Annotated in this window: 16 protein-coding genes, 1 pseudogene and 1 riboswitch; of the genes and pseudogenes, 11 read left to right on the top strand and 6 right to left on the bottom strand. The window is 42.7% G+C overall.

Annotated features, from left to right (window positions below; genetic code table 11):
* Positions 1–99: 99 nt before the first annotated feature.
* From C6Y01_RS19020 to C6Y01_RS04075, 5 genes are all read right to left on the bottom strand, one after another.
* Entirely contained in the window at positions 100–273 is a 174-nt protein-coding gene (locus tag C6Y01_RS19020) for a hypothetical protein (protein WP_034663238.1), read from the bottom strand.
* A 296-nt stretch (positions 274–569) separates the two neighbouring features.
* The gene (locus C6Y01_RS04090; protein WP_034663234.1) at positions 570–1,481 is read right to left on the bottom strand and encodes a ClpXP adapter SpxH family protein; all 912 of its coding nucleotides are present in this window, start codon (positions 1,479–1,481) and stop codon (positions 570–572) included.
* Positions 1,478–1,876, bottom strand: a complete 399-nt coding sequence (locus C6Y01_RS04085; protein WP_008355333.1) for a globin domain-containing protein — start codon at positions 1,874–1,876, stop codon at positions 1,478–1,480. The genes C6Y01_RS04090 and C6Y01_RS04085 overlap by 4 nt, the downstream gene beginning before the upstream one ends.
* A 276-nt stretch (positions 1,877–2,152) precedes the next feature.
* A complete protein-coding gene (locus tag C6Y01_RS04080; protein ID WP_034663232.1) occupies positions 2,153–2,920 on the bottom strand; it encodes a lytic transglycosylase domain-containing protein in 768 nt (255 codons plus the stop codon).
* Between the two features lie 21 nt (positions 2,921–2,941).
* On the bottom strand, positions 2,942–3,520 hold the full coding sequence (locus tag C6Y01_RS04075) for a CYTH domain-containing protein (RefSeq protein WP_034663230.1): 579 nt from the start codon (positions 3,518–3,520) through the stop codon (positions 2,942–2,944).
* 236 nt (positions 3,521–3,756) lie between these two features.
* On the opposite strand from C6Y01_RS04075, the pseudogene C6Y01_RS04070 reads away from it, so the two are divergent.
* The 4 genes and pseudogenes from C6Y01_RS04070 to C6Y01_RS04055 all read left to right on the top strand — a co-directional run bounded on the left by C6Y01_RS04070 (position 3,757) and on the right by C6Y01_RS04055 (position 6,561).
* Positions 3,757–4,121, top strand: a pseudogene (locus C6Y01_RS04070) (UPF0738 family protein).
* A gap of 33 nt (positions 4,122–4,154) precedes the next feature.
* Complete coding sequence (yjbM, locus tag C6Y01_RS04065) at positions 4,155–4,784, top strand: GTP diphosphokinase (RefSeq protein WP_034663227.1); 630 nt, start codon at positions 4,155–4,157, stop codon at positions 4,782–4,784.
* 65 nt (positions 4,785–4,849) lie between these two features.
* A complete protein-coding gene (locus tag C6Y01_RS04060) occupies positions 4,850–5,650 on the top strand; it encodes an NAD kinase (protein ID WP_034663225.1) in 801 nt (266 codons plus the stop codon).
* A 44-nt stretch (positions 5,651–5,694) separates the two neighbouring features.
* A complete protein-coding gene (locus tag C6Y01_RS04055; RefSeq protein ID WP_034663222.1) occupies positions 5,695–6,561 on the top strand; it encodes an RluA family pseudouridine synthase in 867 nt (288 codons plus the stop codon).
* A gap of 42 nt (positions 6,562–6,603) precedes the next feature.
* Here C6Y01_RS04055 and prpE read toward each other — a convergent pair whose 3' ends face one another.
* On the bottom strand, positions 6,604–7,347 hold the full coding sequence (gene prpE, locus C6Y01_RS04050) for a bis(5'-nucleosyl)-tetraphosphatase PrpE (RefSeq protein WP_034663218.1): 744 nt from the start codon (positions 7,345–7,347) through the stop codon (positions 6,604–6,606).
* Between the two features lie 162 nt (positions 7,348–7,509).
* On the opposite strand from prpE, the gene C6Y01_RS04045 reads away from it, so the two are divergent.
* The 7 genes from C6Y01_RS04045 (at position 7,510) to C6Y01_RS04015 (ending at position 13,979) form a co-directional block, all read left to right on the top strand.
* The gene (locus tag C6Y01_RS04045; RefSeq protein WP_106037855.1) at positions 7,510–9,351 is read left to right on the top strand and encodes a monovalent cation:proton antiporter family protein; all 1,842 of its coding nucleotides are present in this window, start codon (positions 7,510–7,512) and stop codon (positions 9,349–9,351) included.
* A 59-nt stretch (positions 9,352–9,410) separates the two neighbouring features.
* Positions 9,411–9,520, top strand: a riboswitch (TPP riboswitch).
* 78 nt (positions 9,521–9,598) lie between these two features.
* The gene (gene tenA, locus C6Y01_RS04040) at positions 9,599–10,309 is read left to right on the top strand and encodes a thiaminase II (protein ID WP_034663213.1); all 711 of its coding nucleotides are present in this window, start codon (positions 9,599–9,601) and stop codon (positions 10,307–10,309) included.
* Entirely contained in the window at positions 10,284–10,901 is a 618-nt protein-coding gene (gene tenI, locus C6Y01_RS04035; RefSeq protein WP_034663211.1) for a thiazole tautomerase TenI, read from the top strand. The genes tenA and tenI overlap by 26 nt, the downstream gene beginning before the upstream one ends.
* On the top strand, positions 10,885–11,997 hold the full coding sequence (gene thiO, locus C6Y01_RS04030) for a glycine oxidase ThiO (RefSeq protein ID WP_106037854.1): 1,113 nt from the start codon (positions 10,885–10,887) through the stop codon (positions 11,995–11,997). Before tenI ends, thiO begins: the two co-directional genes overlap by 17 nt.
* Positions 11,994–12,197, top strand: coding sequence for a sulfur carrier protein ThiS (gene thiS, locus C6Y01_RS04025; protein WP_034663206.1), 204 nt, complete (start codon positions 11,994–11,996; stop codon positions 12,195–12,197). Before thiO ends, thiS begins: the two co-directional genes overlap by 4 nt.
* Positions 12,198–12,201: 4 nt before the next feature.
* On the top strand, positions 12,202–12,969 hold the full coding sequence (locus tag C6Y01_RS04020) for a thiazole synthase (protein WP_034663204.1): 768 nt from the start codon (positions 12,202–12,204) through the stop codon (positions 12,967–12,969).
* Entirely contained in the window at positions 12,966–13,979 is a 1,014-nt protein-coding gene (locus C6Y01_RS04015) for a thiazole biosynthesis adenylyltransferase ThiF (RefSeq protein WP_106037853.1), read from the top strand. Before C6Y01_RS04020 ends, C6Y01_RS04015 begins: the two co-directional genes overlap by 4 nt.
* Positions 13,980–13,992: the final 13 nt, after the last annotated feature.

Below are 13,992 nucleotides of genomic sequence, written 5' to 3'. Positions count from 1 at the left end.
AAGACTTCTGTCAGACGCGTGAGTGCAAACTCATCTTTTGACAGGAGTTTTTTTCTCATAAAAAAAGACCTCTTCGCATGTAGAGGCCGTTCCTTATCATCACCCTTTAAATCCCTTAAAGGTCTTCCGGTGGTTCATTCGATAAAGTGTAAAAAGGATAGAAGCAAATAAGAGTGGGGATGTTAGATAAAGAGGAAGCATTTTCATTAAGCCTAATATATTTAAAAAGAAACATAAGCCAATGGAAACAAGTCCAATGGTTGTGCTGCGCATGCAGATCCCTCCATTTTTTCGTTACTTTCACTATATGAAAGTGACAACCCTCTTATGTTTTGTGACAAAAATATGAACATATAGTATATCTGTTGTCATAAGTCGACAAAATTTGATATACTACAGATGTGAAATTAATCACATACAAACATTACCCCTTTGTTTGACCGTGAAAAATTTCTCCCATCCCCTTTGTTGTCGTTAAGACATAGTGAAACCGCGCTTATCCCGGCGCGGTTTCTTCGTGCTTAAAAATAGAATGTATGTTCCTTTTTAGGGTAAAGAAAAAACATGGGTCAGCACCCATGTTCATTCTCACAGCGGTAGAGATCAAGATCTGAATGATGATCATCTACTTTATAGCGCCAAAACATTTCTTGATGTACTTGTACACGTTCTACCTTTTTAGCGAAAGCCAGCTTTTTCATTTCTCGTTCAACTTCTTCAAGTGTCAGGTCATAAACGACAGCAATCTCTTTTGCAGATGCAAATTGAAAGTAAGCAATAAACCATTCAATTGGAGGCCGTTCTGAAGGTGTTGGTTTTTCACCAATCATTTCAAAAAGGATTTCCTCGTATACATCATAAGAGTACGCACCTGAAATTTTTAATCCTTCATCCCCGTTTACTGTATTAAAAAAGGCAAAGGTCGGAAGCTCAGATACGTCCATTTCAGCTGCAATTTTCATATCACATTGTAGTGCTTTAACAGCACTTTGAGAATGAATATCGCGCTGGAATTCCTCGATGTCCAGTCCAGCACTTTTTGCATTTTCTAGCAGCACATGTTCACTTGTCACATCTTGCTGATGGCAAAAAAGTGATTCTTGAATGAGACGCAGAAACTTCATTCCGCATTTTCTGCCTTGAAGCTCAGCCGCTTTTAATGCAAGCGAGGCGAGGTAGGGAGAAGTCACAATTTGTTCGGACAGCATTTGTTCTTTTTTGGTCTGAGTTTTGGTAGCAAATTTCCCCCATGCTTCGGTCAGTAAATGCTTTTTTCGTTTTCGATTCAATGCATTAATACTAGAACTTGTCACCGTTCGTAAAGTGAAAAAACGGCCGTACTTCATTTTCAATTTTTTAATGGATGGCTCTAATAACCAGCAGTCTGGACTTAGAGGGTCAATGAATACATAGATTTCAATCGGCTTTTGAGGATGTCCGTGACAGTGTGAGAAATATTGATCGTGCGTATTGCAGCTCAAGATCGTCCATCCTTTTCAGGTGTTTGATTGACCATATGACGAGCCGTTAGAGAAAGCCGCTCAAATAAAAAGTCACGAATATCGCCGGTTAATCCTACTTGATCCATCGCATCCTCCATGCATTCAAGCCATGCGTCAGCCCGCTCCTCAGTAATCGGAAAAGGGAGATGTCTCGCCCGCAGCATAGGGTGGCCATGCTCCTCTGTATAAAGCGGGGGTCCGCCTAAATATTGAGTTAAAAACTGTTTTTGTTTTCTTGCTGTTTCTTTTAAGTCATCCGGGAAAATAGGATGAAGCAAAGGATGACACTTTACATTTTCATAAAAAGTATCAACAAGTTGCGATAGAAGTTCCTCTCCAACCGCTTCGTAAGGTGCGTTAAACGATTGTACCATGTTGACTACTCCTTTTACTCGTAGTTAATAGGATGAAGCGCCCTATTGTGAATTCATTTATTTCAAAAGTGATATTCAGTTTGTTCTATTTTATTGTTTCTATTCTTGTATACTTATTTTAACAACCTCAACTCAATTCCACAAACAAACCGCTTTGGTCTATTGGAAATAAGGGGAGAGGCGGGTTCCGTGATCAATTGACCATATCATAACACATTCAGTCAAAAAAGGGTGAAAAGCGACATACAAAAAACCGAAGAGGTTATTCTCTTCGGTTTAAGCGAAATATTGCGCTGTGATTTTCTTTACATAATTTTGTGTTTCTTTAAATGGTGGTATGCCACCGTATTTATCAACATTTCCTGAGCCTGCATTATATGCAGCCAAGGCGAGTGAGACATTTCCATTATATTTCTGAAGCATTTGTTTTATATACTTCGTGCCGCCTTCGATGTTTTGGGCCGCATCAAAGGCATTATTCACACCAAGTGACTTAGCAGTAGATGGCATGAGCTGCATGAGGCCAAGCGCGCCTGCATGACTGACCGCATTCGTACGATAGCCGGATTCTTGCTTGATGACCGCATGAATCAGCTTCTCTGGAACGCCATGCTTTTGAGCCATTTGTGACACGATTTGATTAATTTCTTTTGATGAAGAGCCGTTTGAAACAGCCTTTTGAAGCGGCGGCGTGTAGCTGTTGTTTAAGACATTCCCAATGCCGTTCGCTGTATTCAATTGAGCGTCATTCGCATATGAAGATGGAGATTGAAGCTGCTCACTGCCAGCGATAGCAGACAAGTATGGGTTTGTACGCGCGTATTGCGTGTTCGGAGCCGTTGATGGGTCCGTTCCCATAAACGCAGAAATAGAAAGCGGCAGGCGTGATAATTCTGATCCGCCTAAAAAATCTTGCAGCAGCGACTGAAATGAAGCTTGTGCATTCGATTCTTGGCCGGCCGGTATTTGTGTTTGTCCAGGGTCTGATTGTAACGTTTTAAGCGCTTGAAGCTGCATAAAGGATTGAAGTTGATTGACGTTCATCATGTTCCTCCTTCAAGGAATTCATCTATTCTGTGTTTTCATTTTCTCTTCATAAAAACGTACGACTTTGTTTTTCGTGTTTCGTACAGGGATTTGGAATTTTTGGAGCAATGCGGAGAATGCGGCTTGTCCGATTTCCAGGTCGCTCACTTCAAATTCAAGTTCATAGTCCTCTACTGTTAAATATCGGCTGTGATCCAAAACAATTAAGCCTTCTTTGATCATTTTTTCAGCTCTTGATGTTTCAAGTGAACCAAAATACACAATTTGATCCTTTTGAATGTTCAGATGGTCTAATCTGTCAGCTACTTCACCTTCTGGCAGCTGAAAATCATCAAGGCTTGAAGGAGGAGCGATCGTTTGGTGGGTTTCGAGCAAGCCTATTTCGTGTGGTTCCTTTAACGTGAGAACCCACTGACCGTCTTTTTCTCTCATTCTTAGTGCAGCGAATTGAGATTTTATATCAAATTGAGGTGTATCAAAGTAATAGTTGGTTTGTGTGTGAAAATCCGAATCCTTCAATTGAAAATGTTGTTTCAGCTGTTCAAATTCTTCTTTCATTAACAATTGCTTTAGCTCTATTTCAATTTCCTGTGCCATTTTGACATCAACCTTTCATTTAGAGGAAATATGATTATTGTACATGAAGTGTGTTCATCATGTAAAAGGCTGTTTTTATCTCTTATTTCTCTTTCCACATGTGCCAAAATAAATGGAGAATCATGTGAAAGGATCATTTATAAGAAGAAAATAGGATTTTCTCAAAAAGTTCGGTTTATCAATATTGAACTTGATATGATAAAATAAAGCTGTACTTTGTTGTAAAGGAGATCATGATGCAAAACCGAATTGAAATCACAGAAGCAACTTTAAAAGAAGACAGGCTAATTTTGACGACCATGTCAGAAGAGCAAATCCAAAAAGCAAAAGCATCAGGACAAATGCTTGTTGATTCTGATCACTTTGCGTTCGTTTACATACTTGAAAACGAGGAGTCCTTTTCGTATCTTATCTTAGGGGAACATACATGGGCTCCATTAAAAGAAGCAATGAATCTTGACATCCCTGTCTATTTGGCAGCGGGAGAACATTCGTTAGAACTCATTCAGCTTCATCAAGAATTACATTATTTAATCGACAATATTAAAGACAAACCAATTACGGAGATATGGAAGAGAAAGTGAAGAGCACATTCCTCTGAAATAATTAGGTATATGGAATTGGGGGAAGTTTCATGGACAAAAAACAATGGGATCAATTCCTCGCACCGTATAAACAAGCAGTCGAAGAATTAAAAGTGAAACTAAAAGGCATTCGAAAGCTGTATGAATTCGAGGATGACCATTCACCAGTAGAATTTGTCACAGGCCGAGTGAAACCTGTTGCCAGCATATTAGAAAAGGCAAAGCGTAAAAACATCCCGATGCATGAAATCGAAACGATGCAGGATATTGCTGGGCTTCGCATTATGTGCCAGTTTGTAGAAGACATACAAGTCGTGAAAAAAATGCTCCAGTCACGAAAAGACTTTGTGGTTGTTGATAAACGCGACTATATTGCAGAACATAAAGAAAGCGGATACCGTTCGTACCACCTTGTTGTGTTATATCCGCTGCAAACGATCAGCGGAGAGAAGCAGCTCCTCGTCGAAATCCAAATTCGTACACTTGCGATGAACTTTTGGGCGACCATTGAGCATTCTCTGAATTATAAATATAGCGGGAATATCCCGGAGAAAGTCAAGCTGCGCCTTCAAAGAGCTTCTGAGGCAGCATCTCTTCTTGATGATGAGATGTCTGAAATTAGAGGGGAAATTCAAGAAGCACAAGTGGCATTTTCCCGGAAAAAGAAAAACGACAGCTGAGCCTGAGCTTGATCAAATATGATGCTGCCCTCTCATAGCAGCAAGGTGGAAAAGGAGAAGAATTCATGAAATTTGCAGTTTCTTCGAAAGGGAATTCTGTATCTGACACACTCAAAAATAAAATTCAGACCTACTTATTGGATTTTGGGATGGAACTCAATGAAGAGGAACCGGATCTTGTCATTACGGTTGGTGGAGACGGCACCCTTCTTTATGCGTTTCACCGCTATAGCAACCGTCTGAATGAAACAGCTTTTGTCGGTGTTCATACAGGTCATCTTGGTTTTTATGCTGACTGGGTGCCAAGTGAAATTGAAAAACTCGTCTTAGCTATTGCGAAAACGCCTTATCACATTGTGGAATATCCGATCTTAGAAGTCATTGTCAGATACAACGACGGCGGCAGAGAAGAGAAATATTTAGCGATGAATGAATGTACGATTAAAAGTATGGAAGGGACGCTTGTGGCAGATGTTGAAATTAGGGGTCAGCTGTTTGAAACATTCAGAGGTGACGGTCTTTGTCTGTCTACACCGTCTGGCAGTACAGCCTATAATAAAGCACTTGGAGGCGCCATTATTCATCCTTCCATTAGAGCCATTCAGCTGGCAGAAATGGCTTCAATCAACAACAGAGTGTTTCGAACGGTCGGTTCACCGCTTATTTTGCCAGACCACCATACTTGTGTCATTAAACCGATGAATGATGTCGATTTTCAAGTAACCATTGATCATTTGACGCTGCTTCATAAGGACGTCAAATCCATTCAATGCCGGGTAGCCGATGAGAATGTCCGTTTTGCCCGATTTAGACCATTTCCGTTTTGGAAAAGGGTGCAAGATTCCTTTATCGGAAAAGGAGAATAAGAAAGAGGTCGTTCTCGCTGGAATACTTTACGCTAAACAAAACCATGACAGCCAAAGAAGAAGGGCTGCTTTTAAAGAATTATTTAATAGATCTTGGCATTTCAAAAAGAATGCTGGCGGATATTAAATTTGATGGCGGTGATCTCCTCATTAATGGAGAGCATGTGACTGTGAGATACAAGCTGCATAACGGAGACAGGCTCACCATTTTATTCCCAGAGGAAAAAGTGAGTGAAGGGCTGAAGCCTGCTCCGATTCCGCTTGATATTTTATTTGAGGATGAGCATGTCCTTGTGCTGAATAAAAAGCCATATATCCCGTCCATTCCTTCTCGGGAGCACCCAGAGCACAGTATTGCGAATGGATTGCTGCACCATTATACAGAGCATTCTGTTCGGCTGACGGTTCATTTGGTGAACCGCCTTGATCGTGATACATCGGGCGTCATGCTCGTGGCCAAGCATCGCTTTGCCCACAGCCTTTTATCAAAGGCGCAAAAAAGTGGAGCGGTCAAACGAACATACAGAGCGTTTACACATGGCATGATCTCGGAAAAGTATGGAACCATTCGTGCAAAAATTGCCCGAAAAGGAGATAGTATCATCGAGCGAATGGTCGATGATACTGGACAGGAAGCAGTGACGCATTTTACAGTGCGAGCGGTGGACGCTGAGTTGAACATGTCAGATGTGGCTCTATCACTTGAAACTGGGAGAACACATCAAATTCGTGTTCATATGAAGTATCTTGGTCACCCCCTCATCGGAGATACGCTATATGGCGGAACGAGTGAGCGGATGAACCGACAGGCACTGCATAGTGAGACTCTTGTCTTTCCTCATCCGATGACTGGGGAGGAAATGACATTCTCGGCTCCGCTTCCTGAAGACATGAAATCATTGCTGCTTTAAATAGAGAAACCCGGCTACCTGCAAGCGCAGGACCGGGTTTTTTTATGATGTGAAATGCTGAAACCTTGAATCGTCATAAGGCATAGAGGAAGGAACAGAGACCGTTTCAAGCTCAGGATATGTGAGGGCAGACAGCCGGTGGCCAAATACGCAGCCTGTATCAATATTGACGGTTCTGCCAACGAATCGGGGTTCTTTCACTGGTGTATGTCCGTATACAATCCACGGTTTTCCGCGATATTCCTTTGCCCAATCCTTCCGCACAGGTCGTCCATCTGGCCATGTTTCTCCTGTGACCGCGCCAAATAATAGATAGGATCGCATCTGTTTGTTCGGCTTTCTTCCAATGTCCTTTTCCTTCATCGCTGCGTGAGCAATAATCAGTTCATCAGGAATGAGTACATCGTAAAGCGGAGCCTTCTCAAATAGCTGCTTAAATTCATGTGACAATTTGGTTTGTTCATGAAGGGGCAGCTTTTTTATTTCGTTCACTGTGGTTTCGATGCCATGAAGTAATTTCACGGGATTTCCTTTCAAATAGCGATAAAGCTTAAAGCAATGGTTGCCAGGTACGTAGCGGATCGCGCCATGTGCGTAGGCATGAATGACAAATCGCATCACATCTACTGACTGAGGGCCTCGATCTGTTAAATCACCGACAAGGGCTAGCGTTCTCTTATCAGGATGGACGGGTAATCCATGTTTGAGTTCGTATCCTAGTTTGTGTATGAGGGTAAGCAGCTCTTCGTAGCAGCCGTGGATATCTCCAATGATATCAAATTTCATAAGATTTCCTCCTGATCTTTCTCATCCATTCATCGGGGTTAAAGAAGTTTGAATTTTAGAACATATAACGAATGGCTTTCTTTTCATTTAGGCAATTGTTAGAATCAATGCTTTAACGTAAAACTTAAAAGATTAAACATCAATGTTAGGAGGCTTTAGCCAATGGAGCATACATCTGTTTCATCACTCGTTGTCGTTATTATTGTCGCCTTTTTCACCCCACTTTTATTGCACCGATTTAAGCTGACCATTCCGGTCGTTGTTGCTGAAATCATCATGGGGCTCATCATTGGAAAAAGCGGTCTTCAACTGGTAGTTGAACATGATGCATGGTTAGACACGTTATCCATGCTCGGTTTTATTTTTCTGATGTTTTTAAGTGGACTTGAAATAGATTTTTCTTCTTTTGAGTCAAAGAAGAAAGTACGAGAATTGCCAAATGGTCTAAAAGAACCAAATACGTTTAAGGCAGCCACGATTATTTTTGTTGGCGTATTTAGTATTTCTTTTATCCTGTCCTATGCGTTTGTACTTGCAGGGTTTATCCAAAATGCCTTTTTAATGACGCTCATTATATCGACCATCTCATTAGGGGTCGTGGTTCCCACCTTAAAAGAGGAAAAGTTAATGCAGACGAATATCGGTCAAATCATCTTGCTTGTCGCCGTCATTGCTGATTTGGTGACGATGATTTTACTTGCTGTGTTTTCCTCCATTTATGGCGATGGTACAGGGAATATGTGGCTTCTGCTCTTATTATTTGCTGCGGGCATTCTGCTTTATTTATTTGGCCGCGTATTTAAGACAAAGTCGATTTTTCAGTCCATGTCAAAAGGGACCGTGCAAATTGGGACAAGGGCGATCTTTACTCTCATTATAGTCTTAGTTGCCTTATCTGAATCACTCGGTGCTGAAAATATTCTTGGGGCGTTTTTAGCGGGCGTACTTGTGTCCCTTCTTTCGCCGAATAAAGAGCTTGTCCAGCAGCTGGATTCATTTGGCTACGGATTTTTGATCCCCATCTTCTTTGTGATGGTCGGAGTGGATTTAAATATATGGGCACTGTTCAAGGACCCAACCATTATGATCATGATCCCGCTGCTGTTTATTGCATTACTGGTTAGTAAGCTCATCCCGATTCTTTATTTGAAAAAATGGTATGACATGAAAAAAGTGATCGGTTCTGGCTTTTTATTAACATCGACGTTATCACTCGTCATTGCAGCTGCGACGATCGGGGAGCGGCTCGGAGTCATTGACCATAAAATGTCTGGAGCGCTGATTCTAGTCGCGGTACTGACGAGTATTTTAACGCCTGTTTGGTTTAAAGCGCTGTTTAAAAAAGAACAAGCTGCGAGCCATAAAAAACGTGTGACCTTTATTGGTGCAAATCAGCTGACCTTACCTGTCACACTTGATTTACATCAGGATGAATATGATATTCGGATTTTGCATGTCTTTCAAGAAAATAAAGAAGCGCTGCTTGCTGACTCCATCTTTGAAGTCGAATCGATTGAAAAGTACGACGATGAGACGCTGCGAAAGGTAGGCGTTGGCCAGGAGGATGTCCTCGTCGTCGCAACAGGCAGTGAGACGAAAAATAAGGAAATTGCTTTATTTGCAAAGGAAGAAGGAGCGAAACAAGTCATTGCTAGTGTCAACAAAGCTGAGACAGAGCTGACATTGAAGGAAGCAGGCATTGATACGTTTTCTAATTTCCTATCATCTAAAACGGTGCTAAGAGCCTTGATTGAAGCACCTGATGCGATTCGATTATTAACAAATGAGGATACTTCCTTGTATCAAATTCAAATGAACAATCATCGTTATCACAATGTCATGCTGAGGGAATTTCCGTTTACCGGTGATTTGGTCTTTGTCCGTATTTTCAGAGGGGTAGACAGCTTAGTACCACATGGAGATACCACGCTTAGAAGCGGCGACCGTGTGCTTGTGTCAGGCTCTCGTGAGTATGTGGCAGGACTAAGAGCCCAATTAGAGTAAGAATGAACCCTTGACCAATGAACAATTCCTGATTAAGATAGAAGTACAACATCATATATTTGATCCACTAGGGGAGTCCTTTAAAAGGGCTGAGATAAAAGTGTCGACTTTTAGACCCTCATTACCTGAACAGGTTCATACCTGCGTAGGGAAGTGGTGCGGTTTTTGACTATGCTTTTTACAAATTCCAAGCCACTTTCCACGAGGAAAGTGGCTTTTTTATATGGAAAAACAGGAGGAGAGAAACATGACGTTTTCAACTGAATGTAAAGAAGCAGCAGCAACATGGTGGAATGGAAGCTTCACACACCCATTTGTCAAAGGGATTGGAGATGGCACGCTTTCACTCGATCGTTTCACGTATTATGTGATGCAGGATTCATATTATTTAACTCATTTTGCAAAGGTGCAAGCATATGGCGCAGCGATTAGTGAGGACTTACATACGACGGGCAGAATGGCGTATCATGCGCAGGGTACGTATGAAGCAGAGCTGTCGCTGCATAGAAAGTTCACAGAGCTTTTGCAGATTTCAGATGAAGCCATCGAGAACTTTAAGCCTTCTCCGACTGCTTATGCGTATACCTCTCATATGTACCGATCTGTGAAAAGCGGACGATTTGAAGAGATTTTAGCCGCATTATTGCCGTGCTACTGGCTATATTATGAGGTGGGTGAAAAGCTGAAACAAACCACACCTGACCATCCGATTTATCAGGAATGGATTTTGACATATGGAGGGGATTGGTTTAAGGAGCTCGTCTTTGAACAGGTCAACCGCTTTGATGAACTAGCTGAGAAAGCACCAGAACATGTACGGGCTAATATGAAAGAAAATTTTGTGATTTCAAGCTATTACGAGTACCATTTCTGGGAAATGGCGTATCAAAAAGAAACATGGCAAACAGCATGCTTAGATGGGGTTGGTGCAAATGGAACTCCACGCAGTGACAAATGATTCGCTTCCTGTGGATGAACTGATCAAACAAATAAAAGCCATCGCACCTGAAGTGGATTTTATTCATATCCGGGAACGGTCTAAAACAGCAAGTGAGCTTGTTGATCTCGTGAAAAGACTCTTTTTAGAAGGTGTACCGAAAGAGAAGCTCATCATCAACGACAGAGTAGACGTTGCACTGCTCACCAATATTCACCGGGTACATCTCCCAGGCCATAGCTTTTCGCCAAAAGAGCTGCGGCAAAAATTCCCTCACCTTCATGCGGGTGTCTCTGTTCATTCGATAGAAGAAGCGAAAGCAGCGGAGAAAAATGGAGCAGAGTATGTCATGTTTGGGCACGTATATGACACTACTTGTAAACCAGGACTTCAGGCAAGAGGCGTACAGCTTGTGAAAGAACTGACATCTGCACTGTCTATTCCAGTGGTGGCGATCGGTGGATTGACACCTGACCGCATTCCAGAATTGAAACACGCGAATGTGAAAGGGATTGCTGTCATGTCTGGGATTTTTACTCATCATCAGCCGCGCATGATGGCACAAGCATTTTCTAAACAGGTAAAGGAGCATCCTTATGAAGAAGCATTATGACGTTGCAATCATTGGTGGTGGAATCATAGGAATGTCCATTGCCTATCACCTTGCAAAAGCAGGAAAGCATGTCGTCTTACTTGAGGCGAATGAGGTAGGGAAGCAAACGACAAGTGCGGCTGCTGGGATGCTCGGTGCACATGCTGAAGGAGAGGGTCATGAGGATATTTTTTTTCAAGCAGGCAGAGCAAGCCAGGCATTGTACGAGAAGTTAAAAGTCGATCTACAGCATGAATCTGGCATTGATATTCGGACATCAGCGGGCGGTATCATGAAGGTAGCCTTTACAGAAGAAGAGAAACAAGCACTTTGCCGGATGCAGTATTTGTCTACATTTGATTGGCTTGACGCAAGCAGCGTAAAAAAATGCATGCCTCAAATGGCAGATAACATCTTAGGGGCAGGTTTGATTAAAGAGGATGTTCATGTCGAACCTTATGCGGTATGCCGGGCATTTTGGCAGGCGGCGGTAAGGTTCGGGGCAGATGTGAAAGAATGTACACCCGTGATCGAAGTGAAGCGGGAGAAAGAAGCGTTAGCAATTAGAACAACGAAGGGAACATTCACATGTGATGATCTGACTGTAGCGAGTGGTGTATGGTCTGGCCGTTTTTTTGAAGAGCTTGGATTATCTCATTCTCTTTATCCAGTAAAAGGGGAGTGTGTGTCTGTATGGAATAATGGTCCAGCACTCGCGCACACCATTTACCATGATCATTGTTATATCGTTCAACGAGATAGCGGCAAACTGGTCGTTGGCGCAACGATGAAGCCAAACGAATGGCAGGCTGTTCCAACGCTTGGCGGCATCGAAGCTGTGATTCAAAAGGCGTCTCAGCTTATGCCTTCGATCAAGGAGATGCCGATTGATCAGTGCTGGGCTGGTCTTCGTCCGGCTACAACTGACCGGCATCCCTACATTGGAAGACATCCAGAAGATCAGCGTATTCTTTTTGCTGCAGGGCATTACAGAAATGGCATTTTACTTGCCCCGATTACTGGAGAGATCATTCGCGACCTGATATTAGGTGAACCGGTCAAAAAGGAATGGCTTCACGCGTTTCGTATTGGCCGAAAGGAGGCACTGTTTGTATGAAAATTCAATTGAATGGCAGAATCGTTGATTTCGATCAAGAGAATGGAACGATCTATGATCTGCTATCAGCCTATCAGCTTGAAAATCGAGTAGTGATCGTGGAAAAGAACCAAGAAATTATTGACAAAGAAGCGTTTCAACAAGTGAAAATTCAATCTAATGACACGATTGAAATCGTTCACTTTGTAGGAGGAGGATGACAACATGCTGCACATTGGCGGAAAAACATTCACATCAAGATTATTACTTGGTACAGGGAAGTATCCATCATTTGAAGTTCAAAAAGAAGCCGTGAACGTATCAGAAGCAGAAATTTTAACCTTTGCTGTGAGAAGAATGAACATTTTTGAAGCATCTCAGCCTAATTTTTTGGAGCAGCTTGATTTATCAAAATATACGCTGCTTCCGAATACAGCTGGTGCAAGTACTGCGGAAGAGGCAGTTCGTATTGCTCGTTTAGCGAAGGCTTCTGGACTGTGTGACATGATCAAGGTAGAAGTCATTGGCTGCTCAAGGTCTCTTCTGCCAGATCCAGTCGAAACGTTAAAAGCAGCGGAAATGCTACTCGAAGAAGGGTTTATCGTGCTGCCCTATACATCTGATGATGTGGTGCTGGCGAGAAAATTAGAAGAGCTCGGTGTCCATGCTATCATGCCAGGGGCTTCTCCGATTGGTTCAGGTCAAGGCTTACTAAACCCTCTGAATCTCTCATTTATTATCGAGCAGGCGAAGGTACCGGTGATTATTGATGCTGGTGTAGGCTCTCCAAAGGATGCAGCTTATGCGATGGAGCTAGGGGCTGACGCTGTATTACTGAACACAGCTGTGTCTGGTGCAAAGGACCCTGTGAAAATGGCAAAAGCCATGAAACTGGCGATTGAATCAGGAAGACTAGGCTTCGAGGCAGGACGGATTCCTTTGAAAAACTATGGGACAGCAAGCAGTCCGCAGGAAGGAATGCCGGCATTTTGAGCACACGTTATTCGCGCCAAGAGCTATTTCAGCCAATCGGCACAGAGGGGCAAAAGCGGTTAAAAGACTCAAAGGCTGTCATTATTGGCGCAGGGGCACTTGGAACAGCCAGTGCTGAAATGCTCGTTCGTGCTGGCGTTGGATCTGTCACCATTTTGGATCGAGATTATATTGAATGGAGCAACCTTCAGCGACAGCAGCTTTACACGGAGCAAGATGTGCATGATCGGCTGCCAAAGGCTGTGGCGGCTGAAAAAAGACTCAAGCAGGTGAACAGTGACGTGCATGTCAAAGGAATTGTCATCGATGTGACCGCTCAACATATTGATGAACTTGTCAGCGGGGCTTCGATTATCGTGGATGCAGCGGATAATTTTGAGGTGAGGATGATTGCAAATGATGCTGCTGTCAAACATCAAATTCCGTTCCTTTACGGAGCCTGTGTAGCCAGCTATGGTATTCAATTCACTGTGATTCCTGGTGAGACGCCATGTTTACACTGCCTGCTTGAACATTTACCCGCACAAGGCATGACCTGTGATACAGCCGGTATCATTAGTCCAGTGGTGCAGCAGGTGGCGGCATATCAAGTGGCAGATGCCCTTAAATATTTAACAGGCCATCAAGTGACGCCAATTTTAAGATCCTTTGATTTATGGACCAATGAACGATCTGACATCCGATCAGCCATTTCCTTAAAGAAGAAGCAATGTCCAAGCTGTGGGCTGAAGACATATCCTTTTCTCTCCTATGACAAGAGAGCGAAGGCAGATGTACTATGCGGCCGCAATACGGTACAAATCCGCAGTGCTGCTGAAATCCCGCCGCCATTACACGAAGTGGCTATTCGCTTAAAGAAAGCAGGAATGGATGTGCTTGAAAATCCGTATTTACTTTCTTGTCAAAAGGATGAATATAAGCTTGTTTTATTTAAAGATGGCAGAGCACTTGTACATGGTACAAATGATATGGCCAAAGCAAGAACCATTTATCATCAATGGATTGGCTAATGAGAGGTGTGAT

Origin of the sequence: Bacillus sp. NMCC46, assembly GCF_002998465.1 — a bacterium.
Lineage (GTDB): Bacteria > Bacillota > Bacilli > Bacillales > Bacillaceae > Bacillus.
The sequence above is the reverse complement of the archived record's forward strand: the minus strand, read 5'-3'. Positions and strand labels throughout refer to the sequence as shown.